Here is a 13,210-nt window from a genome sequence, read left to right as displayed (position 1 = left end):
CCAAAGATGAAGGTGGTCGTCACACACCATTCTTCGCGAACTACCGTCCACAGTTCTACTTCCGTACAACTGACGTCACCGGCACAGTGATCCTTCCTGAGGGCACCGAGATGGTTATGCCAGGCGACAACTTGAAACTGTCAGCTGAACTCATCGCGCCAATCGCGATGGAAACCGGCCTGCGCTTCGCGATCCGCGAAGGTGGCCGCACAGTTGGTTCCGGTGTTGTTTCCGAAATCAAAGAGTAAGGTCGAACTTCCGTAAGGAATTCGAACTTCGGTTTGATCAAAAGAAAAGGCCGCCCAACTGGGCGGCCTTTTTGTTGGGGCACCAGGCTTTGGCACAATCAAATACGGCTGCGCAGGCGAAGAAAACAGTAAAATCTCCTATCAAGCCGGTTGTCATTTTCGCTCGGTCGGGAGCATAATATGATCAGTTAAATTTGGATGGTGACTTGATGTTTTGGATTGTGCTGCTGATGATATTTTCTGTGCTTGCGGTAGGGCGAATATACCGAGGGCGATCAACCCCTCGGCCTTCTCAAGCGCGCAAGATCGTACTGTTCGTGGTGTTCGCATTTCTTTCCGTAGCATTGTTTAATAATGCCCGAGGTCTATGGAGCGACATTAACCTCACAAATAGACTACCGGCAGCTCAGGTCGTGCCAACGGAGCTTGACGCGTTTAATGCTGTGGCTGACATTGTGGGATCAAAGGAAGTCTATGTTCGTGCTGAGGTCGATGGTGAGAACGTACTAGAATACGGATTGGCTGGACAGATTGTACTTCTCTTGTCTGGTGTTGGATCAGATAAGCTGACGGGAGTCGTCACGCTGCCGTTTATGTCGGATGCTGAATTGAGGATGTGGTATGATAACCACATTGATGAGAGTGGCGTCATAGTGTTTCGTGGTGACATTTATTCAGGCATTACAGATACGGATGAATTTATGCGAGACGTCGCTTCGCTGGGTATCGACATGACCTCAGAGCCAAGGTTCTTCGCGGCATGGGCGGGAGATCGGCGAGAAAATTACGCTAAAGATTTTAGTTTTCTGGCAAAGTTTGTCGCGGTTATAGCTGCGCTATGGGCACTGTCCCTCATCGCGCTAGTGGTCGACTATCGTGGACGCTTGAGGGGGCAGTAGCGACTTTTAAACTTTCCCTCTTGCTATGACGTCCGTTTCCCTCGTATATCGCGCAAGTTCGCATTTATGTGGACGTTGAGGGGATTCGATTCTCTCTAAAGGTTCGATGTGGGGGCACAATGATGTGATCTCGACCTCTCAACCGGCTTACAGCCGCGAAAGGCCAACTATAATGGCAAGTCAAAATATTCGCATCCGGCTCAAGGCATTCGATTTCCGGGTGCTTGATGCATCTACTCAGGAAATCGTAAACACAGCCAAGCGCACAGGCGCTCAGGTTCGTGGCCCGATTCCGTTGCCAAACAAGATCGAAAAATTCACTGTTCTTCGTGGCCCACACGTTGATAAGAAATCTCGCGATCAGTTCGAAATCCGTACACACAAGCGTCTTTTAGACATTGTTGACCCAACACCACAGACTGTTGACGCGCTGATGAAGCTCGACCTCGCTGCTGGCGTTGACGTACAGATCTCGGTTTAAGGAGGGTATAGAATATGCGCTCTGGTATTATCGCTAAAAAGGTTGGCATGACCCGCCTTTTCATGGAAGACGGCAAACAGATCCCTGTTACTGTTCTTCATCTCGACGGCCTGCAGGTTGTTGCAAACCGTACCGCTGACAAAGACGGCTATACGGCTGTTCAACTCGGCGCTGGTTCTGCAAAAGCGAAACGCACATCAAAAGCGATGCGCGGTCACTTTGCAGCTGCAAACGTTGCCCCAAAACGCAAAATCGTTGAATTCCGTGTGTCTGAAGACGCATTGATCAATGTTGGCGCTGAAATCTCTGCTGAGCACTTCCTTGAAGGCCAAAAAGTAGACGTTTCCGGTACCTCCATTGGTAAAGGTTTTCAGGGTGCTATGAAGCGTCACAACTTTGGCGGTTTGCGTGCGACACACGGTGTGTCTATCTCTCACCGTTCACACGGCTCAACAGGCCAGTGTCAGGATCCGGGCAAAGTTTTCAAAGGTAAGAAAATGGCTGGTCATATGGGTGCTGCCCGTATCACTACTCAGAACCTTGAAGTTGTTCGTACAGACGCTGACCGTGGTCTCGTGTTCATCAAAGGCGCCGTTCCTGGTTCCAAAGGTGGCTGGGTCACAGTTAAAGACGCTGTGAAAAAGAAAGCTCCGGAAGGTCTGCCTTTCCCGGCTGCACTGAAGTCCGCTGCGGCTCCGGCTGAAGCCTCTGAAGGGGGTGCTGAAGAATGAAACTTGATGTAATCAAACTCGACGGCGGCGCTGCTGGGTCCATTGATTTGGACGAAGCACTGTTTGGTCTTGAGCCACGCGCAGACATTCTGCACCGTGTGGTTCGCTGGCAGCGCAACAACGCGCAAGCTGGTACTCACAAAGTGAAGACCCGTTCCGAAGTTAAGTACTCTACCAAGAAGATCTATCGCCAAAAAGGCACTGGTGGCGCACGCCACGGTGCTCGCTCTGCGCCAATCTTCCGCGGTGGTGGTGTTTACAAAGGCCCAGTTGTTCGTAGCCATGGCCACGACCTGACCAAAAAGTTCCGCGCTTTGGGTCTGCGTCACGCTTTGTCTGCTAAGCTGAAAGCTGGTGAACTGGTTGTGATCGACAATGCTGATACAGGTGGCAAAACTGCTGCTCTGGCGAAGCAAGTCAAGGATCTTGGTTGGAAACGTGCATTGATCATCGATGGTGCATCTGTAAGCGAAGATTTCGCTCAGGCTGCGCGCAACATTGACGGACTCGATGTTCTGCCAACTATGGGTGCAAACGTATACGACATCCTGAAACGTGATACACTTGTGATCACTAAAGCAGGTGTTGAAGCTCTGGAGGCTCGTTTGAAATGAGTGCTAAAGCAGAACACTACGACGTAATACGCAAGCCGATCATCACTGAGAAGGCAACTATGGCATCTGAAAATGGTGCGGTTGTTTTCGAAGTTGCGATCGACAGCAACAAACCACAGATCAAAGAAGCTGTTGAAGCTCTCTTTGGTGTGAAGGTGAAGGCGGTTAACACTTCCATCACTAAGGGTAAAACCAAACGCTTCAAGGGTATGCCTGGCCGTCGTAAAGACGTCAAAAAAGCATATGTTACCCTTGAAGAGGGCAACACAATCGACGTGTCCACCGGACTGTAAGTCGAAATTTTTGTGAAAAAATTGAAACCCCTCGCCGCAAGGCGGGGGGTTTTGTTGTTTGTGGTAGATATCGCATGGGGCAAAGAATAAGCTGCCGACATTTAGATATCTAAGGACGATTTTCATGACGGGCGAAGCATATGTGCCATTCTCACAACGGCATGGATTTGAGGAAATACCACCTCAATTAAAACTCGGAGAGGTGTCTGGCGAGTTTCGACGGATACTCCACTATTATATTGATCTGGAAATAGCACGAGAGTGTGGCTGGAACGGTATTAATATCTACTTCCAGTCAGATTGGGAGCGTGTAACCCGTGATATGCATGTGCTGTTTTTTGGATGGAGCATTGCGACGTACAAGCCCGATGTGCACCTCTGGAAAGAGACGTTCCAAGCTGCGACCGCGAAGTTTTCATTCTACCGGCTGTTTGATTTCATCGAATTTTTATTGCGTAGTTCAAGCTGTAGTTCGACGTTGAAGGGTGAGATATCGCAGGTATTCATACAGTCTCGCTCTGCGTATCGTGTTGTTGATAATCAGATTGTTGCTGTCGGCACGCCCCAACAGGCTGACGCCTTTATGGCGGCGCTGTCTGACGCAGAAGGTAGCGGCGCCGATGCTGCGCGGAGCCATCTTGTTTCTGCGGGTGCAGAACTGAAGGGTGGAGATTGGGCCGGATCTGTACGTGAGAGTATTCACGCAGTGGAGTCTATCGCAAAGAAAATACATCCTGGAGCGAAAACGCTCGGTGACGCCTTGAAGGCAATTGAACGCGACTGGCCGATTCATGGTGGTTTGAAAAATGCGTTCTCTTCACTGTATGGTTATACCAATGATGAAGACGGCGTGAGGCATGCAAAAGTATTTGAAGATACCGCAAATGTAGATGAGGTTGATGCACTCTTCATGTTGGGGGCATGTTCAAGTTTTGTGTCTTACTTGGCGGCGCGTTGTAAAGATTGAGACGTCTGCGTGACCTAGAAGCTAGCTGCTTGCAACGCGCTGGCCCTTTGTGAAATCCTTTATTTCCACCGCTTCCTATAGACACCCCCCGCTTTCTCTGGTACTTCGCGCAAGTCTAGCTGACCTCGGATTCGTTCCGGGGTCTTTGACATTTGAACTTGGGGACCTTCGGGGCCCTATATTTTGGCCACCTTCGGGGGGCTTACATAGCGGACCGTGACCATTCGGGTTGGGTTCGCACAGCTAAACGGAAGACAGAAAGCATGGCACTTAAGTCGTATAAACCGACCACGCCAGGCCAGCGAGGGCTGGTTCTGATCGACCGTTCGGAGCTTTGGAAAGGACGTCCAGTTAAATCCCTAACACAGGGTTTGACTAAATCGGGCGGCCGGAACAACACCGGACGGATCACTATGCGTCGTATGGGTGGGGGCGCTAAACGTCTTTACCGCATTATCGATTTCAAGCGGAACAAATTTGACGTTCCTGCGACCGTAGAGCGTATCGAATACGATCCTAACCGGACCGCATTTATCGCACTTATCAAATATGAAGATGGTGAACAAACCTACATCCTTGCGCCACAGCGCTTGGCTATTGGTGATACTGTTATCTCATCTGCAAAAGCCGATATCAAACCAGGCAACGCTATGCCGTTCTCTGGCATGCCAATCGGTACGATCGTTCACAACATTGAGTTGAAGCAAGCTAAAGGCGGCCAGATCGCTCGTGCTGCTGGTACTTATGCTCAGTTTGTTGGTCGTGACGGTTCCTACGCTCAGATCCGCCTGTCTTCAGGTGAGCTGCGCTTGGTACGTCAGGAATGTATGGCAACAATTGGTGCCGTGTCTAACCCCGACAACTCCAACCAAAACTTTGGTAAAGCCGGCCGTATGCGCCACAAAGGCATTCGTCCAAGCGTTCGTGGTGTTGTAATGAACCCGGTAGATCACCCTCACGGTGGTGGTGAAGGCCGGACTTCAGGTGGTCGTCACCCGGTAAGCCCTTGGGGCAAGCCGACCAAAGGTGCGCGTACTCGCAACAAAAACAAAGCGTCGCAAAAGCTTATCATTCGCTCGCGTCACGCTAAGAAGAAGGGGCGTTAATCTATGTCACGTTCTGTATGGAAAGGTCCTTTCGTTGACTCTTATGTGCTTAAGAAAGCCGAAGCGTCACGCGAATCTGGCCGCAATGAAGTGATCAAAATCTGGTCCCGTCGTTCCACCATTCTTCCACAATTTGTGGGTCTGACTTTTGGTGTATACAACGGCAAAAAACATATCCCGGTAAACGTATCCGAGGAAATGATTGGCCAGAAATTCGGTGAATATTCCCCGACACGGACCTACTATGGTCACGCCGCGGATAAAAAAGCGAAGCGGAAGTAAAAGCCATGGGTAAAGAGAAAAACGCACGCCGCGTGGCTGACAACGAAGCAATGGCGAAACTTCGCATGCTCCGTACTAGCCCGCAGAAGCTGAACCTGGTTGCAGGTATGATCCGTGGTAAGAAAGTTGACAAGGCTCTGACCGACCTCACTTTCTCCAAGCGTCGTATTTCTGGTGATGTTAAGAAATGTCTCCAGTCCGCAATCGCAAATGCTGAAAACAACCATAACTTGGATGTTGATGAGCTGATCGTGGCGGAAGCTTGGGTTGGTAAAAACATGACAATGAAACGTGGTCGTCCACGTGCTCGTGGTCGTTTTGGCAAGATCCTGAAACCGTTCTCTGAGCTGACAATCATTGTTCGCCAGGTCGAGGAGCAAGCATAATGGGTAACAAAGTAAATCCGATTGGCATGCGCCTTCAGGTGAACCGCACTTGGGACAGCCGCTGGTACGCAAACACCAAAGATTACGGTGATCTTCTGCTCGAAGATATTCGCATGCGCGAATTCATCGGCAAAGAGTGCAAGCAAGCTGGTGTATCCCGTGTGATCATCGAACGTCCACACAAGAAATGTCGCGTCACAGTGCACACTGCACGTCCTGGCGTTATCATTGGCAAGAAAGGTGCAGACATTGAAACTCTGCGTCAAAAACTTGCTGCGATGACTGACTCTGAATTGCACCTCAACATTGTTGAAGTTCGCAAGCCAGAGATGGATGGCCAACTGGTCGCTGAGAACATCGCTCAGCAGCTGGAACGTCGTGTATCCTTCCGTCGTGCGATGAAACGTTCTGTTCAGAACGCGATGCGTCAGGGTGCTCTTGGTATCCGCGTTAACGTTGCTGGCCGCCTTGGTGGTGCAGAAATCGCGCGTACTGAATGGTATCGTGAAGGTCGTGTGCCTTTGCATACGCTTCGCGCGGACATCGATTATGCGACCTACGAAGCCGAGACTGCCTATGGCATCATCGGGATCAAAGTCTGGATCTTTAAAGGTGAGATCATGGAACATGATCCATCTGCTCACGATCGTAGACACCAGGAACTCCAAGAAGGCCCTGCACCACGTGGTGCTGGCGGCCGTCGCTAAGGAGGCAGTTAGATGCTACAACCAAAACGTACCAAATTCCGTAAGATGCACAAAGGTCGGATCAAAGGCCTTGCAAAAGGTGGTTCTGATCTGAACTTCGGCACTTACGGACTGAAAGCAACCACCCCTGAGCGTGTATCTGCGCGTCAGATTGAGGCAGCTCGTCGTGCGATGACCCGCCACATGAAACGTCAAGGTCGTGTATGGATCCGCATTTTCCCGGATGTACCGGTAACTGCGAAACCTATCGAAGTTCGTATGGGTAAAGGTAAAGGCTCTGTTGACCGTTGGGTTTGCAAAGTTAAGCCAGGCCGTGTGATGTTCGAAATCGACGGTGTTTCTGAGGAAGTCGCGCGCGAGGCTCTGCGCCTTGCTGCGATGAAACTCTCAGTTAAAACACGTACAGTCGTACGCGAAGATTGGTAAACTGCGATCCGCATTGCGAATTGTCAGCCTAATCGGTTAAAATAATAAAACCCCCGTCAGGAAACTGGCGGGGGTTTTGCTTTGTGGATCTTGGCCCTAGCGGAACGTCGACTGCGGGTATCCAGACCCTATTTCAAGCCCCGCAGCATAACAGGAACCAAAGCCATTAGGATCAGTAAGCGTGCGATGTGATGTGCGGCGACAAAGGTGCTGTCGACATTCATTTGTGCGGCCAATGCGATCATGACCTCAAGCCCGCCTGGGGCGAATGAGATAAACAGCGCCTCGGGCGATAGGTTCAATAGCAATGCGACGACGGTGCCACCGATCAATGCAATCAATGAGGCTACGAACGTCATGGTCAGGCCTGCAAGTAAGGATTCGCGCAGCGCCGTGAGGGTTACGCCTTTAAAGCGGCTCCCGATTAGGGTGCCGATGATGCAAAAGGCGCTCAGGCCTAACCACATAGGCAGCTGTCCGGGTGTAACATTGGTCAGGTGACTGACGGCTGAGACGGTAAAGCCAGCAAGAAAAATAGCAGCGGGGATGTTTCTGCGACGCATGACCCATGCAAATCCTGCGCCAGAGATAAGAAGCAAGGCCGTGAGGCCATAGCCCATCGTTTCTGGGGGGGCGGTAATCGGGACTGACGCATGCGGGATCAGCCACATCACAGGCGGCACCGCAAGGGTTAGCAACATCACACGCAGTGTTTGCACCAAGCTGACGCGTGTGACGCTTACGCCCTTGTCCTCGGCGATTGCAATCACATAGCTAAGCAAACCCGGAACTGACGCCAAGGTTGCCTCAGCTTTTGAGAAGTTAAAGACCTTCGAGAAAAGCAACACATTGAGGTGAATGGTGAGGAACAGAACCAGCGTTAGAGCCAAGAAGCTGATGGGCCATGTGAGGGCGGCTTGGATGACATCCGGTGTCACGCCTGCGCCGACGCCAACACCCAGAACAAGCATGCACATATCGCGTAGTCGATCAGGCACATGTGTGTGCAGGCCAAATAGGGCAGCAAGCGTCACCATCAGGGCCGGGCCCGTCAAAAACGGGGCTGAGATGCCCAAGCTTTGAAAAGCAAGACCAGACGCCCCGCCGATGGCAAGGGTCAAGATAGTGTCACGCGCTGTCGGTAAGTCGCTCACGGCAATGTCCCCAATTTAAATGCAGCTTAGGGCGTTGTTGCGGGAAGCTCAATCGTGGGCGTTTAATGCATCGCCAAACTGAATGGCAGTTCGTTGCGCGCAGCTTGATACCAAGCTCGAATTTTGGCGCGCTCATCGTCGTCCATTGCTGTGATATTGGCAGGTGGCATGGCGTGGGTGACACCCGCTTGTAGATAGACTTGCTTTGCCGCGCGCGCGATGTCGGCTTCCGTTTCCAGCAACATGCCCTTGGGTGCGCGGTGAATGCCGTCCCAGAATGGTTCACGTGCGTGGCACATTGAACAACGTCCGGCAACGATATTTGCGGCGTCTTCAAACCCTTGCGCGCTGGCAAAGACTTGTTCCACCGGGGTCAATGCGCGTGTCTGCGATTCCTCATAGGTGTCTTGGCGCAGAGGTGCGGTTGAAATCCACATGATCAGAATGAAGATCAGGGCCGACACAAGCCACGTCCAAGTTGGGTTGCCTTTGCCTGCGTGTATCGTGTTGAAATAGTGTCGTATGGTAACGCCCAATAAGAACACAAGACTTGCGATCAACCAGTTGTATTCGGTGGCAAAGGCCAACGGGTAATGGTTGCTCAGCATGAGGAAAATAACGGGCAGCGTCAGATAGTTGTTGTGAGTTGAACGCAGCTTAGCAATTTTGCCGTATTTTGCATCTGGTGTGCGTTCCGCTTTCAGATCCCCAACCACGATACGTTGGTTCGGCATAATGATCAGGAAGACATTTGCGGTCATGATGGTGGCTGTGAAGGCCCCTAAGTGCAGCAGAGCAGCACGTCCAGTGAACACTTGGTTGTAACCCCAAGCCATGATCACCAAGAGCACAAAGAGCAACACCATCAGAAATGTCGGTGTTTCGCCCAGTTTGGATTTACACAATGTGTCATAGACCAGCCAGCCAATGGTCAAAGACCCCGCAGAAATCAAAATGGCGGTGAATTGGGACAACTCAGCTTTGGCAAGGTCGATCAGATATAATTCGGCACCCGCCCAATATACGATCATCAATAAGGCTGCACCCGACAGCCAGGTCGAATAGCTTTGCCATTTATGCCAGGTCAGATGCTCGGGCATTTCTGCTGGGGCAACCATATATTTGATGGTGTGATAAAAACCGCCGCCGTGCACTTCCCATTCTTCACCTGAGGCCCCCCCGGGTAGGGTATCACTGGGTTTCAACATCAGATCTAGTGCAATGAAATAAAATGAAGCCCCAATCCAGGCCATCGCCGTAATCACATGTAACCAACGCACGGCAAAGCCGAGCCAGTCAAACATTATCGCCAGATCCTGCATCAGTGTCTCCCCGTTTTCTTATCTTATGGCACATGCAGTATCGCATGTGTCGTTTTATCTTGCTATTTATGATATTTCCCGACAGTTTCAAATTTCATACGACAATCAATGCAGGCACGCAGCGTTTTTTGAATAGGTGCGGATCTGAATGTTAGGAAGTTTGCTATATGTCATATTTTGAAAACATCCGCACATTCGTCCGCGTGTATGAGTTGGGGTCAATGTCTGCGGCAGCACGAGACCAACGGATTTCACCGGCAGTTGCTTCGTCACGTATTTCTCAGTTGGAGAATCATCTGAATGTACGCCTGTTTCAACGCACCACACGGTCCCTGAATGCGACCGAGCAGGGGCAATTATTTTATGAAGGGGCGCAACGGATCATCGAGGCGGTGGAAGATGCTGAGGCGGCGATTTCTGATGTGACCAGCAATCCGCGGGGGTCACTGTATGTTGCGGCACCTTTGGGGGTTGGGCGTCGTTTTATTGCGCCTCTGTTACCTGATTTTAAGAAAGAATATCCCCTGGTGGATGTGCGGCTGCGCCTGTCAGATCGTCGGATAGATTTGGCGCAAGAAGGATTAGATGTCGCCTTTTTTCTGGGCACGCCAGAGGACAGCAATCTTAAAATTCGAAAAATTGCCGATTGTGATCGACTGCTTTGTGCCTCGCCTGACTATATAAAAGCGCGCGGCATGCCGAAGACTGGCGCGGATATTGTTGCTGATAAACATGATTGCCTGATTTTACGTTTCCCAGGGGCACCCGAATTTCAGTGGCAGTTGCAGACCCAGGACGGACTGAAGCGTTTTGCGATAACCGGCCCGTTTGAGACAGACGACGGGGATGTGCTGACCAATTGGGCATTGGAAGGGCAGGGGATTGTTCTGAAGCCGCGCTTTGAGGTGGCCGCACATTTGCAAACCGGGGCATTGGTACCCGTTGCGACGCAGACGCCGCCATTGCCGGTTCAACTTGCATTGCTATATGCGCATCGTCGCCATCAAGATCCTAAGTCACGCCTGTTCATCGATTTTATGGCTGATCGTGTTAAGGCTCTGTTTCAGGGAAGCATGCTGTTGGATCGACCAAACCCGTCTGACATGTAAGGTCACCATCGTATAGCTCGCCGCGCCGAATTAGACTGAGGTGCGGGCCTGTTTAGACAGATGGGGCAAATCAGGCGGTGATGTGGGAAAGGTCTAGTGTGGCGTATGAAGTGTGTACATAGTAGCCTGTTCCGTCAAGGTAAGCGATCACGCAACCGTCTGCATCAATCGCTTCTTTGACCACTGAATTTGCTGCCTTCCATTCCCAGCGACCGTCAAATGCTTCTGCTACCTTGCAAGCCTGCCCAGCTGATACCTTAATAAAACCGCTCATTTCCTGTCTCCGTTCATACCTACTGATGGACAGATGGAGCAGAAGCGTTAAATTTGAAGTCTCTCTCTGCAGTTTTATCGGTGAATTCGGAAAGTTGATTGAAATCCCCGCTGTCAGCCCACAGCGGAGATCCTCAATATGATGGGCCGATTACGCGCCAAACCACACGTCCCACATTGTTTTAGTGCGCTTCTTGCCCATAATGGCTTCACTAACGGTTCGAATCCAGTTTCGGTCCTCATCTGAATCTGAAAACGACTTCATTGCACCATCAAGAAGTGTATTCGTGCTATCATTTGACGATCTCTTGAAGCGTGAAATTAGTGAGTATTCCATCTGTACGAAAATTTCGAGAACCTCGCGATTGCGCCCTTCGAGTGCAGAGCATAGAATATACCTAATTATCTTATCTTTTTCGCCTGCAGTGATGGGACGGCCGCGCTGAACAAAATCAGACAAAAGCGTTGGAAATAGATGGAATGCAGCTGCCAATGATTCCGGCGTCACGTCTGTGATTTTTTCTCTAATCGTTCTCCAAATATCAGCGTGACAGCTTTCGTCGAGAGCTGTCATCAAAATGTCTATTGCCCCTTGGTCCGTCGTGGGAGTTATTTCCTCAGAAAGTACGCCGAGAATTAAATTTTGCAGTGGTCCACGAAATTTTGAACTATCTAGGGAACAACCCGAAGTAGACAGCTTCTCAACTAATGGTCGTGCTGTATGATCCATTGCTTCAATGTGGGTTGACCAGGTAGCACTATCAATGAGCTTTAGTTTTGTGCAAACATGCTCATTAAATTCTTCCCAGCTCTCATCTTTTGCATGAGTAGTTGCAGTTAGGAACCCAAGCGGAATTGTTTTCAAATCAATTTTAGCTATTTTTTCTCGGTCGATTCCTGTTCCTTTTTGATTCAACACACAGGCGAAATCATTGTTTCCAAGCAAGCCTTGAAGATATTCGAAGTATGTCATTAATCCCTTTAAGCTTAGGTACGAAGAGCTAGCCAACAATAATGCCTGCCGCACGACTTGCTCGACAGCCTTGTGCCCAGGGTTTCAGGATCAGCCTGGAAGAAATGGCCCTCAAACTTAAAGCCTGCCGTGATGCGCCGATTGCGTTCTTCTGTAACCTGTTCAGGGGTCACTTTGATGGCTGGTGTCGAATATTCCCCCTTGTCATTCACAACATGGCCGGGGCCAACACCTTCAGGCGTTGCGCTATATTCAGCACCGTACAGGCCGTATTTGACGCGGAACTCATCTGTCGTTTCCACGTCGCGCCATGTCTGCACCACGACACCATTCTCAAGCTTTGAGACGTTCATGTTCACACCTTCCATACTGAAACACTTGAATGGACTTCAATGCCCGAACCGGGGACTGCTAAGCCGAAGCCGTTCGTACGGGCACTTCGGACGTAGTGGCGCAATGTAAAATCGCGGCCACCCGATGGCACAACCAAGCGACCCTCAACGACACTGTCCGTTTGGTAGTTGCCTCCCACAGCAGCTGAAAACGCATTGGCCCCTGCCAACGCGATCACATTGTCGGTGACGTTGAACAAATGAGCTTTATGACCATCCACCCGTATAGCAGGCGCAAGGGCGCGAATATCGTAAACACCCTCTGGCAATGTGATCGTGTTGCCTGAAAGAGTCGCGCCGGGAATGCTGTTCGCCACCACTGTATTTAAAGTTCGGATGATATTTGTCTGCGCGCTCGCATTCTCTGATCATAATTCTCATTTTTGGACTGTTTAATCTCATTCGGTATGCCGAAATGAGAGGTTTTTGCGTATTCTTGTCTAAAACCACTTCCGCCACTTATTGGCGTGAAAGCCCTTAATTCATTGGGCGAAACCCTAAAATATCATCTCATTGTTCTGTCTAAACTGGGTAGGTCCCCTATACATCGGACGGTGGGCTTGAAGTGGGCTGACTTCCAACGCGAATAGGCCAAGTCATGCGCCTTGAAATTCTGCAAAAATGATATTTTTCAACTTCTTCACGATTTTCGTGCCGAAAGTGAGTATTATCCCTTGACGATTGGGCCGTGCCCTTCTAAATCCACCACGGTACGGCGGTATAGCTCAGTTGGTTAGAGCAGCGGAATCATAATCCGCGTGTCCGGGGTTCAAATCCCTGTACCGCCACCACTTACCCAAAAAGTAAACATTTTTCCCATGCAAATATATGGGCTGTGTGACCCGTT

19 protein-coding genes and 1 tRNA gene are annotated in these 13,210 nt (G+C 50.5%); 14 read left to right on the top strand and 6 right to left on the bottom strand.

Annotated features, from left to right (window positions below; translation table 11 throughout):
- From RJ38_RS04790 to rplP, 12 genes are all read left to right on the top strand, one after another.
- Positions 1 to 248 (top strand): EF-Tu C-terminal domain-related protein (locus RJ38_RS04790; RefSeq protein ID WP_039017759.1); only part of this gene is annotated, 248 nt, incomplete at its 5' end.
- Between the two features lie 206 nt (positions 249 to 454).
- Positions 455 to 1,147 carry a hypothetical protein gene (locus RJ38_RS04785; protein ID WP_156121753.1) on the top strand — a complete coding sequence of 231 codons (693 nt, stop codon included), beginning with the start codon at positions 455 to 457 and terminating at the stop codon, positions 1,145 to 1,147.
- A 172-nt stretch (positions 1,148 to 1,319) separates the two neighbouring features.
- Positions 1,320 to 1,628 carry a 30S ribosomal protein S10 gene (gene rpsJ, locus RJ38_RS04780; protein ID WP_039017757.1) on the top strand — a complete coding sequence of 103 codons (309 nt, stop codon included), beginning with the start codon at positions 1,320 to 1,322 and terminating at the stop codon, positions 1,626 to 1,628.
- A gap of 14 nt (positions 1,629 to 1,642) precedes the next feature.
- Entirely contained in the window at positions 1,643 to 2,359 is a 717-nt protein-coding gene (gene rplC / locus RJ38_RS04775) for a 50S ribosomal protein L3 (protein WP_039017756.1), read from the top strand.
- Complete coding sequence (gene rplD, locus RJ38_RS04770) at positions 2,356 to 2,973, top strand: 50S ribosomal protein L4 (protein ID WP_039017755.1); 618 nt, start codon at positions 2,356 to 2,358, stop codon at positions 2,971 to 2,973. The genes rplC and rplD overlap by 4 nt, the downstream gene beginning before the upstream one ends.
- Complete coding sequence (locus RJ38_RS04765) at positions 2,970 to 3,266, top strand: 50S ribosomal protein L23 (RefSeq protein WP_039017754.1); 297 nt, start codon at positions 2,970 to 2,972, stop codon at positions 3,264 to 3,266. Before rplD ends, RJ38_RS04765 begins: the two co-directional genes overlap by 4 nt.
- A gap of 124 nt (positions 3,267 to 3,390) precedes the next feature.
- Complete coding sequence (locus RJ38_RS04760; protein ID WP_156121752.1) at positions 3,391 to 4,233, top strand: AbiJ-NTD4 domain-containing protein; 843 nt, start codon at positions 3,391 to 3,393, stop codon at positions 4,231 to 4,233.
- Positions 4,234 to 4,496: 263 nt separating this feature from the next.
- Positions 4,497 to 5,339, top strand: a complete 843-nt coding sequence (gene rplB, locus RJ38_RS04755) for a 50S ribosomal protein L2 (RefSeq protein ID WP_039017752.1) — start codon at positions 4,497 to 4,499, stop codon at positions 5,337 to 5,339.
- Positions 5,340 to 5,342: 3 nt separating this feature from the next.
- Complete coding sequence (gene rpsS, locus RJ38_RS04750; RefSeq protein ID WP_039017751.1) at positions 5,343 to 5,621, top strand: 30S ribosomal protein S19; 279 nt, start codon at positions 5,343 to 5,345, stop codon at positions 5,619 to 5,621.
- A gap of 5 nt (positions 5,622 to 5,626) precedes the next feature.
- Positions 5,627 to 6,007 carry a 50S ribosomal protein L22 gene (gene rplV, locus RJ38_RS04745; RefSeq protein WP_039017750.1) on the top strand — a complete coding sequence of 127 codons (381 nt, stop codon included), beginning with the start codon at positions 5,627 to 5,629 and terminating at the stop codon, positions 6,005 to 6,007.
- A complete protein-coding gene (gene rpsC, locus RJ38_RS04740; RefSeq protein ID WP_039017749.1) occupies positions 6,007 to 6,714 on the top strand; it encodes a 30S ribosomal protein S3 in 708 nt (235 codons plus the stop codon). Before rplV ends, rpsC begins: the two co-directional genes overlap by 1 nt.
- A gap of 12 nt (positions 6,715 to 6,726) precedes the next feature.
- The gene (rplP, locus tag RJ38_RS04735) at positions 6,727 to 7,140 is read left to right on the top strand and encodes a 50S ribosomal protein L16 (protein ID WP_039017748.1); all 414 of its coding nucleotides are present in this window, start codon (positions 6,727 to 6,729) and stop codon (positions 7,138 to 7,140) included.
- A 128-nt stretch (positions 7,141 to 7,268) separates the two neighbouring features.
- Here the strand turns inward: rplP and RJ38_RS04730 are convergent, their stop codons facing one another.
- Complete coding sequence (locus RJ38_RS04730) at positions 7,269 to 8,294, bottom strand: AbrB family transcriptional regulator (RefSeq protein WP_039017747.1); 1,026 nt, start codon at positions 8,292 to 8,294, stop codon at positions 7,269 to 7,271.
- A 62-nt stretch (positions 8,295 to 8,356) separates the two neighbouring features.
- Complete coding sequence (locus tag RJ38_RS04725) at positions 8,357 to 9,616, bottom strand: urate hydroxylase PuuD (RefSeq protein WP_039017746.1); 1,260 nt, start codon at positions 9,614 to 9,616, stop codon at positions 8,357 to 8,359.
- Between the two features lie 167 nt (positions 9,617 to 9,783).
- On the opposite strand from RJ38_RS04725, the gene RJ38_RS04720 reads away from it, so the two are divergent.
- The gene (locus RJ38_RS04720; RefSeq protein ID WP_039017745.1) at positions 9,784 to 10,725 is read left to right on the top strand and encodes a LysR family transcriptional regulator; all 942 of its coding nucleotides are present in this window, start codon (positions 9,784 to 9,786) and stop codon (positions 10,723 to 10,725) included.
- A 70-nt stretch (positions 10,726 to 10,795) separates the two neighbouring features.
- Here RJ38_RS04720 and RJ38_RS04715 read toward each other — a convergent pair whose 3' ends face one another.
- From RJ38_RS04715 to RJ38_RS04700, 4 genes are all read right to left on the bottom strand, one after another.
- On the bottom strand, positions 10,796 to 10,999 hold the full coding sequence (locus tag RJ38_RS04715) for a hypothetical protein (protein WP_039017744.1): 204 nt from the start codon (positions 10,997 to 10,999) through the stop codon (positions 10,796 to 10,798).
- Positions 11,000 to 11,149: 150 nt separating this feature from the next.
- The gene (locus tag RJ38_RS04710; protein ID WP_039017743.1) at positions 11,150 to 11,971 is read right to left on the bottom strand and encodes a hypothetical protein; all 822 of its coding nucleotides are present in this window, start codon (positions 11,969 to 11,971) and stop codon (positions 11,150 to 11,152) included.
- 14 nt (positions 11,972 to 11,985) lie between these two features.
- Complete coding sequence (locus tag RJ38_RS04705) at positions 11,986 to 12,339, bottom strand: hypothetical protein (protein WP_039017742.1); 354 nt, start codon at positions 12,337 to 12,339, stop codon at positions 11,986 to 11,988.
- Complete coding sequence (locus RJ38_RS04700; protein WP_156121751.1) at positions 12,327 to 12,680, bottom strand: hypothetical protein; 354 nt, start codon at positions 12,678 to 12,680, stop codon at positions 12,327 to 12,329. Before RJ38_RS04700 ends, RJ38_RS04705 begins: the two co-directional genes overlap by 13 nt.
- 397 nt (positions 12,681 to 13,077) lie before the next feature.
- Between RJ38_RS04700 and RJ38_RS04695 the strand changes: the two genes are divergently transcribed.
- A tRNA-Met gene (locus tag RJ38_RS04695) sits at positions 13,078 to 13,154 on the top strand.
- Positions 13,155 to 13,210 lie beyond the last annotated feature (56 nt).

The sequence above is a fragment of the Halocynthiibacter namhaensis genome, assembly GCF_000812685.1.
In the GTDB taxonomy this organism is placed as follows: Bacteria; Pseudomonadota; Alphaproteobacteria; order Rhodobacterales; family Rhodobacteraceae; genus Halocynthiibacter; species Halocynthiibacter namhaensis.
This window is presented reverse-complemented; position numbering and strand designations above follow the sequence as displayed.

What these genes read in the sequence shown, in the direction of transcription:
- rplP (WP_039017748.1), top strand. Translation starts at nt 6,727, where the DNA reads ATGCTACAACCAAAACGTACCAAATTCCGTAAGATGCACAAAGGTCGG.
- rpsC (WP_039017749.1), top strand. Translation starts at nt 6,007, where the DNA reads ATGGGTAACAAAGTAAATCCGATTGGCATGCGCCTTCAGGTGAACCGC.
- rplC (WP_039017756.1), top strand. Translation starts at nt 1,643, where the DNA reads ATGCGCTCTGGTATTATCGCTAAAAAGGTTGGCATGACCCGCCTTTTC.
- RJ38_RS04725 (WP_039017746.1), bottom strand. Translation starts at nt 9,616, where the DNA reads ATGCAGGATCTGGCGATAATGTTTGACTGGCTCGGCTTTGCCGTGCGT.
- rpsJ (WP_039017757.1), top strand. Translation starts at nt 1,320, where the DNA reads ATGGCAAGTCAAAATATTCGCATCCGGCTCAAGGCATTCGATTTCCGG.
- RJ38_RS04720 (WP_039017745.1), top strand. Translation starts at nt 9,784, where the DNA reads ATGTCATATTTTGAAAACATCCGCACATTCGTCCGCGTGTATGAGTTG.
- RJ38_RS04715 (WP_039017744.1), bottom strand. Translation starts at nt 10,999, where the DNA reads ATGAGCGGTTTTATTAAGGTATCAGCTGGGCAGGCTTGCAAGGTAGCA.
- RJ38_RS04705 (WP_039017742.1), bottom strand. Translation starts at nt 12,339, where the DNA reads ATGGAAGGTGTGAACATGAACGTCTCAAAGCTTGAGAATGGTGTCGTG.
- RJ38_RS04710 (WP_039017743.1), bottom strand. Translation starts at nt 11,971, where the DNA reads ATGACATACTTCGAATATCTTCAAGGCTTGCTTGGAAACAATGATTTC.
- rplV (WP_039017750.1), top strand. Translation starts at nt 5,627, where the DNA reads ATGGGTAAAGAGAAAAACGCACGCCGCGTGGCTGACAACGAAGCAATG.
- rplB (WP_039017752.1), top strand. Translation starts at nt 4,497, where the DNA reads ATGGCACTTAAGTCGTATAAACCGACCACGCCAGGCCAGCGAGGGCTG.
- rplD (WP_039017755.1), top strand. Translation starts at nt 2,356, where the DNA reads ATGAAACTTGATGTAATCAAACTCGACGGCGGCGCTGCTGGGTCCATT.
- rpsS (WP_039017751.1), top strand. Translation starts at nt 5,343, where the DNA reads ATGTCACGTTCTGTATGGAAAGGTCCTTTCGTTGACTCTTATGTGCTT.
- RJ38_RS04765 (WP_039017754.1), top strand. Translation starts at nt 2,970, where the DNA reads ATGAGTGCTAAAGCAGAACACTACGACGTAATACGCAAGCCGATCATC.
- RJ38_RS04760 (WP_156121752.1), top strand. Translation starts at nt 3,391, where the DNA reads ATGACGGGCGAAGCATATGTGCCATTCTCACAACGGCATGGATTTGAG.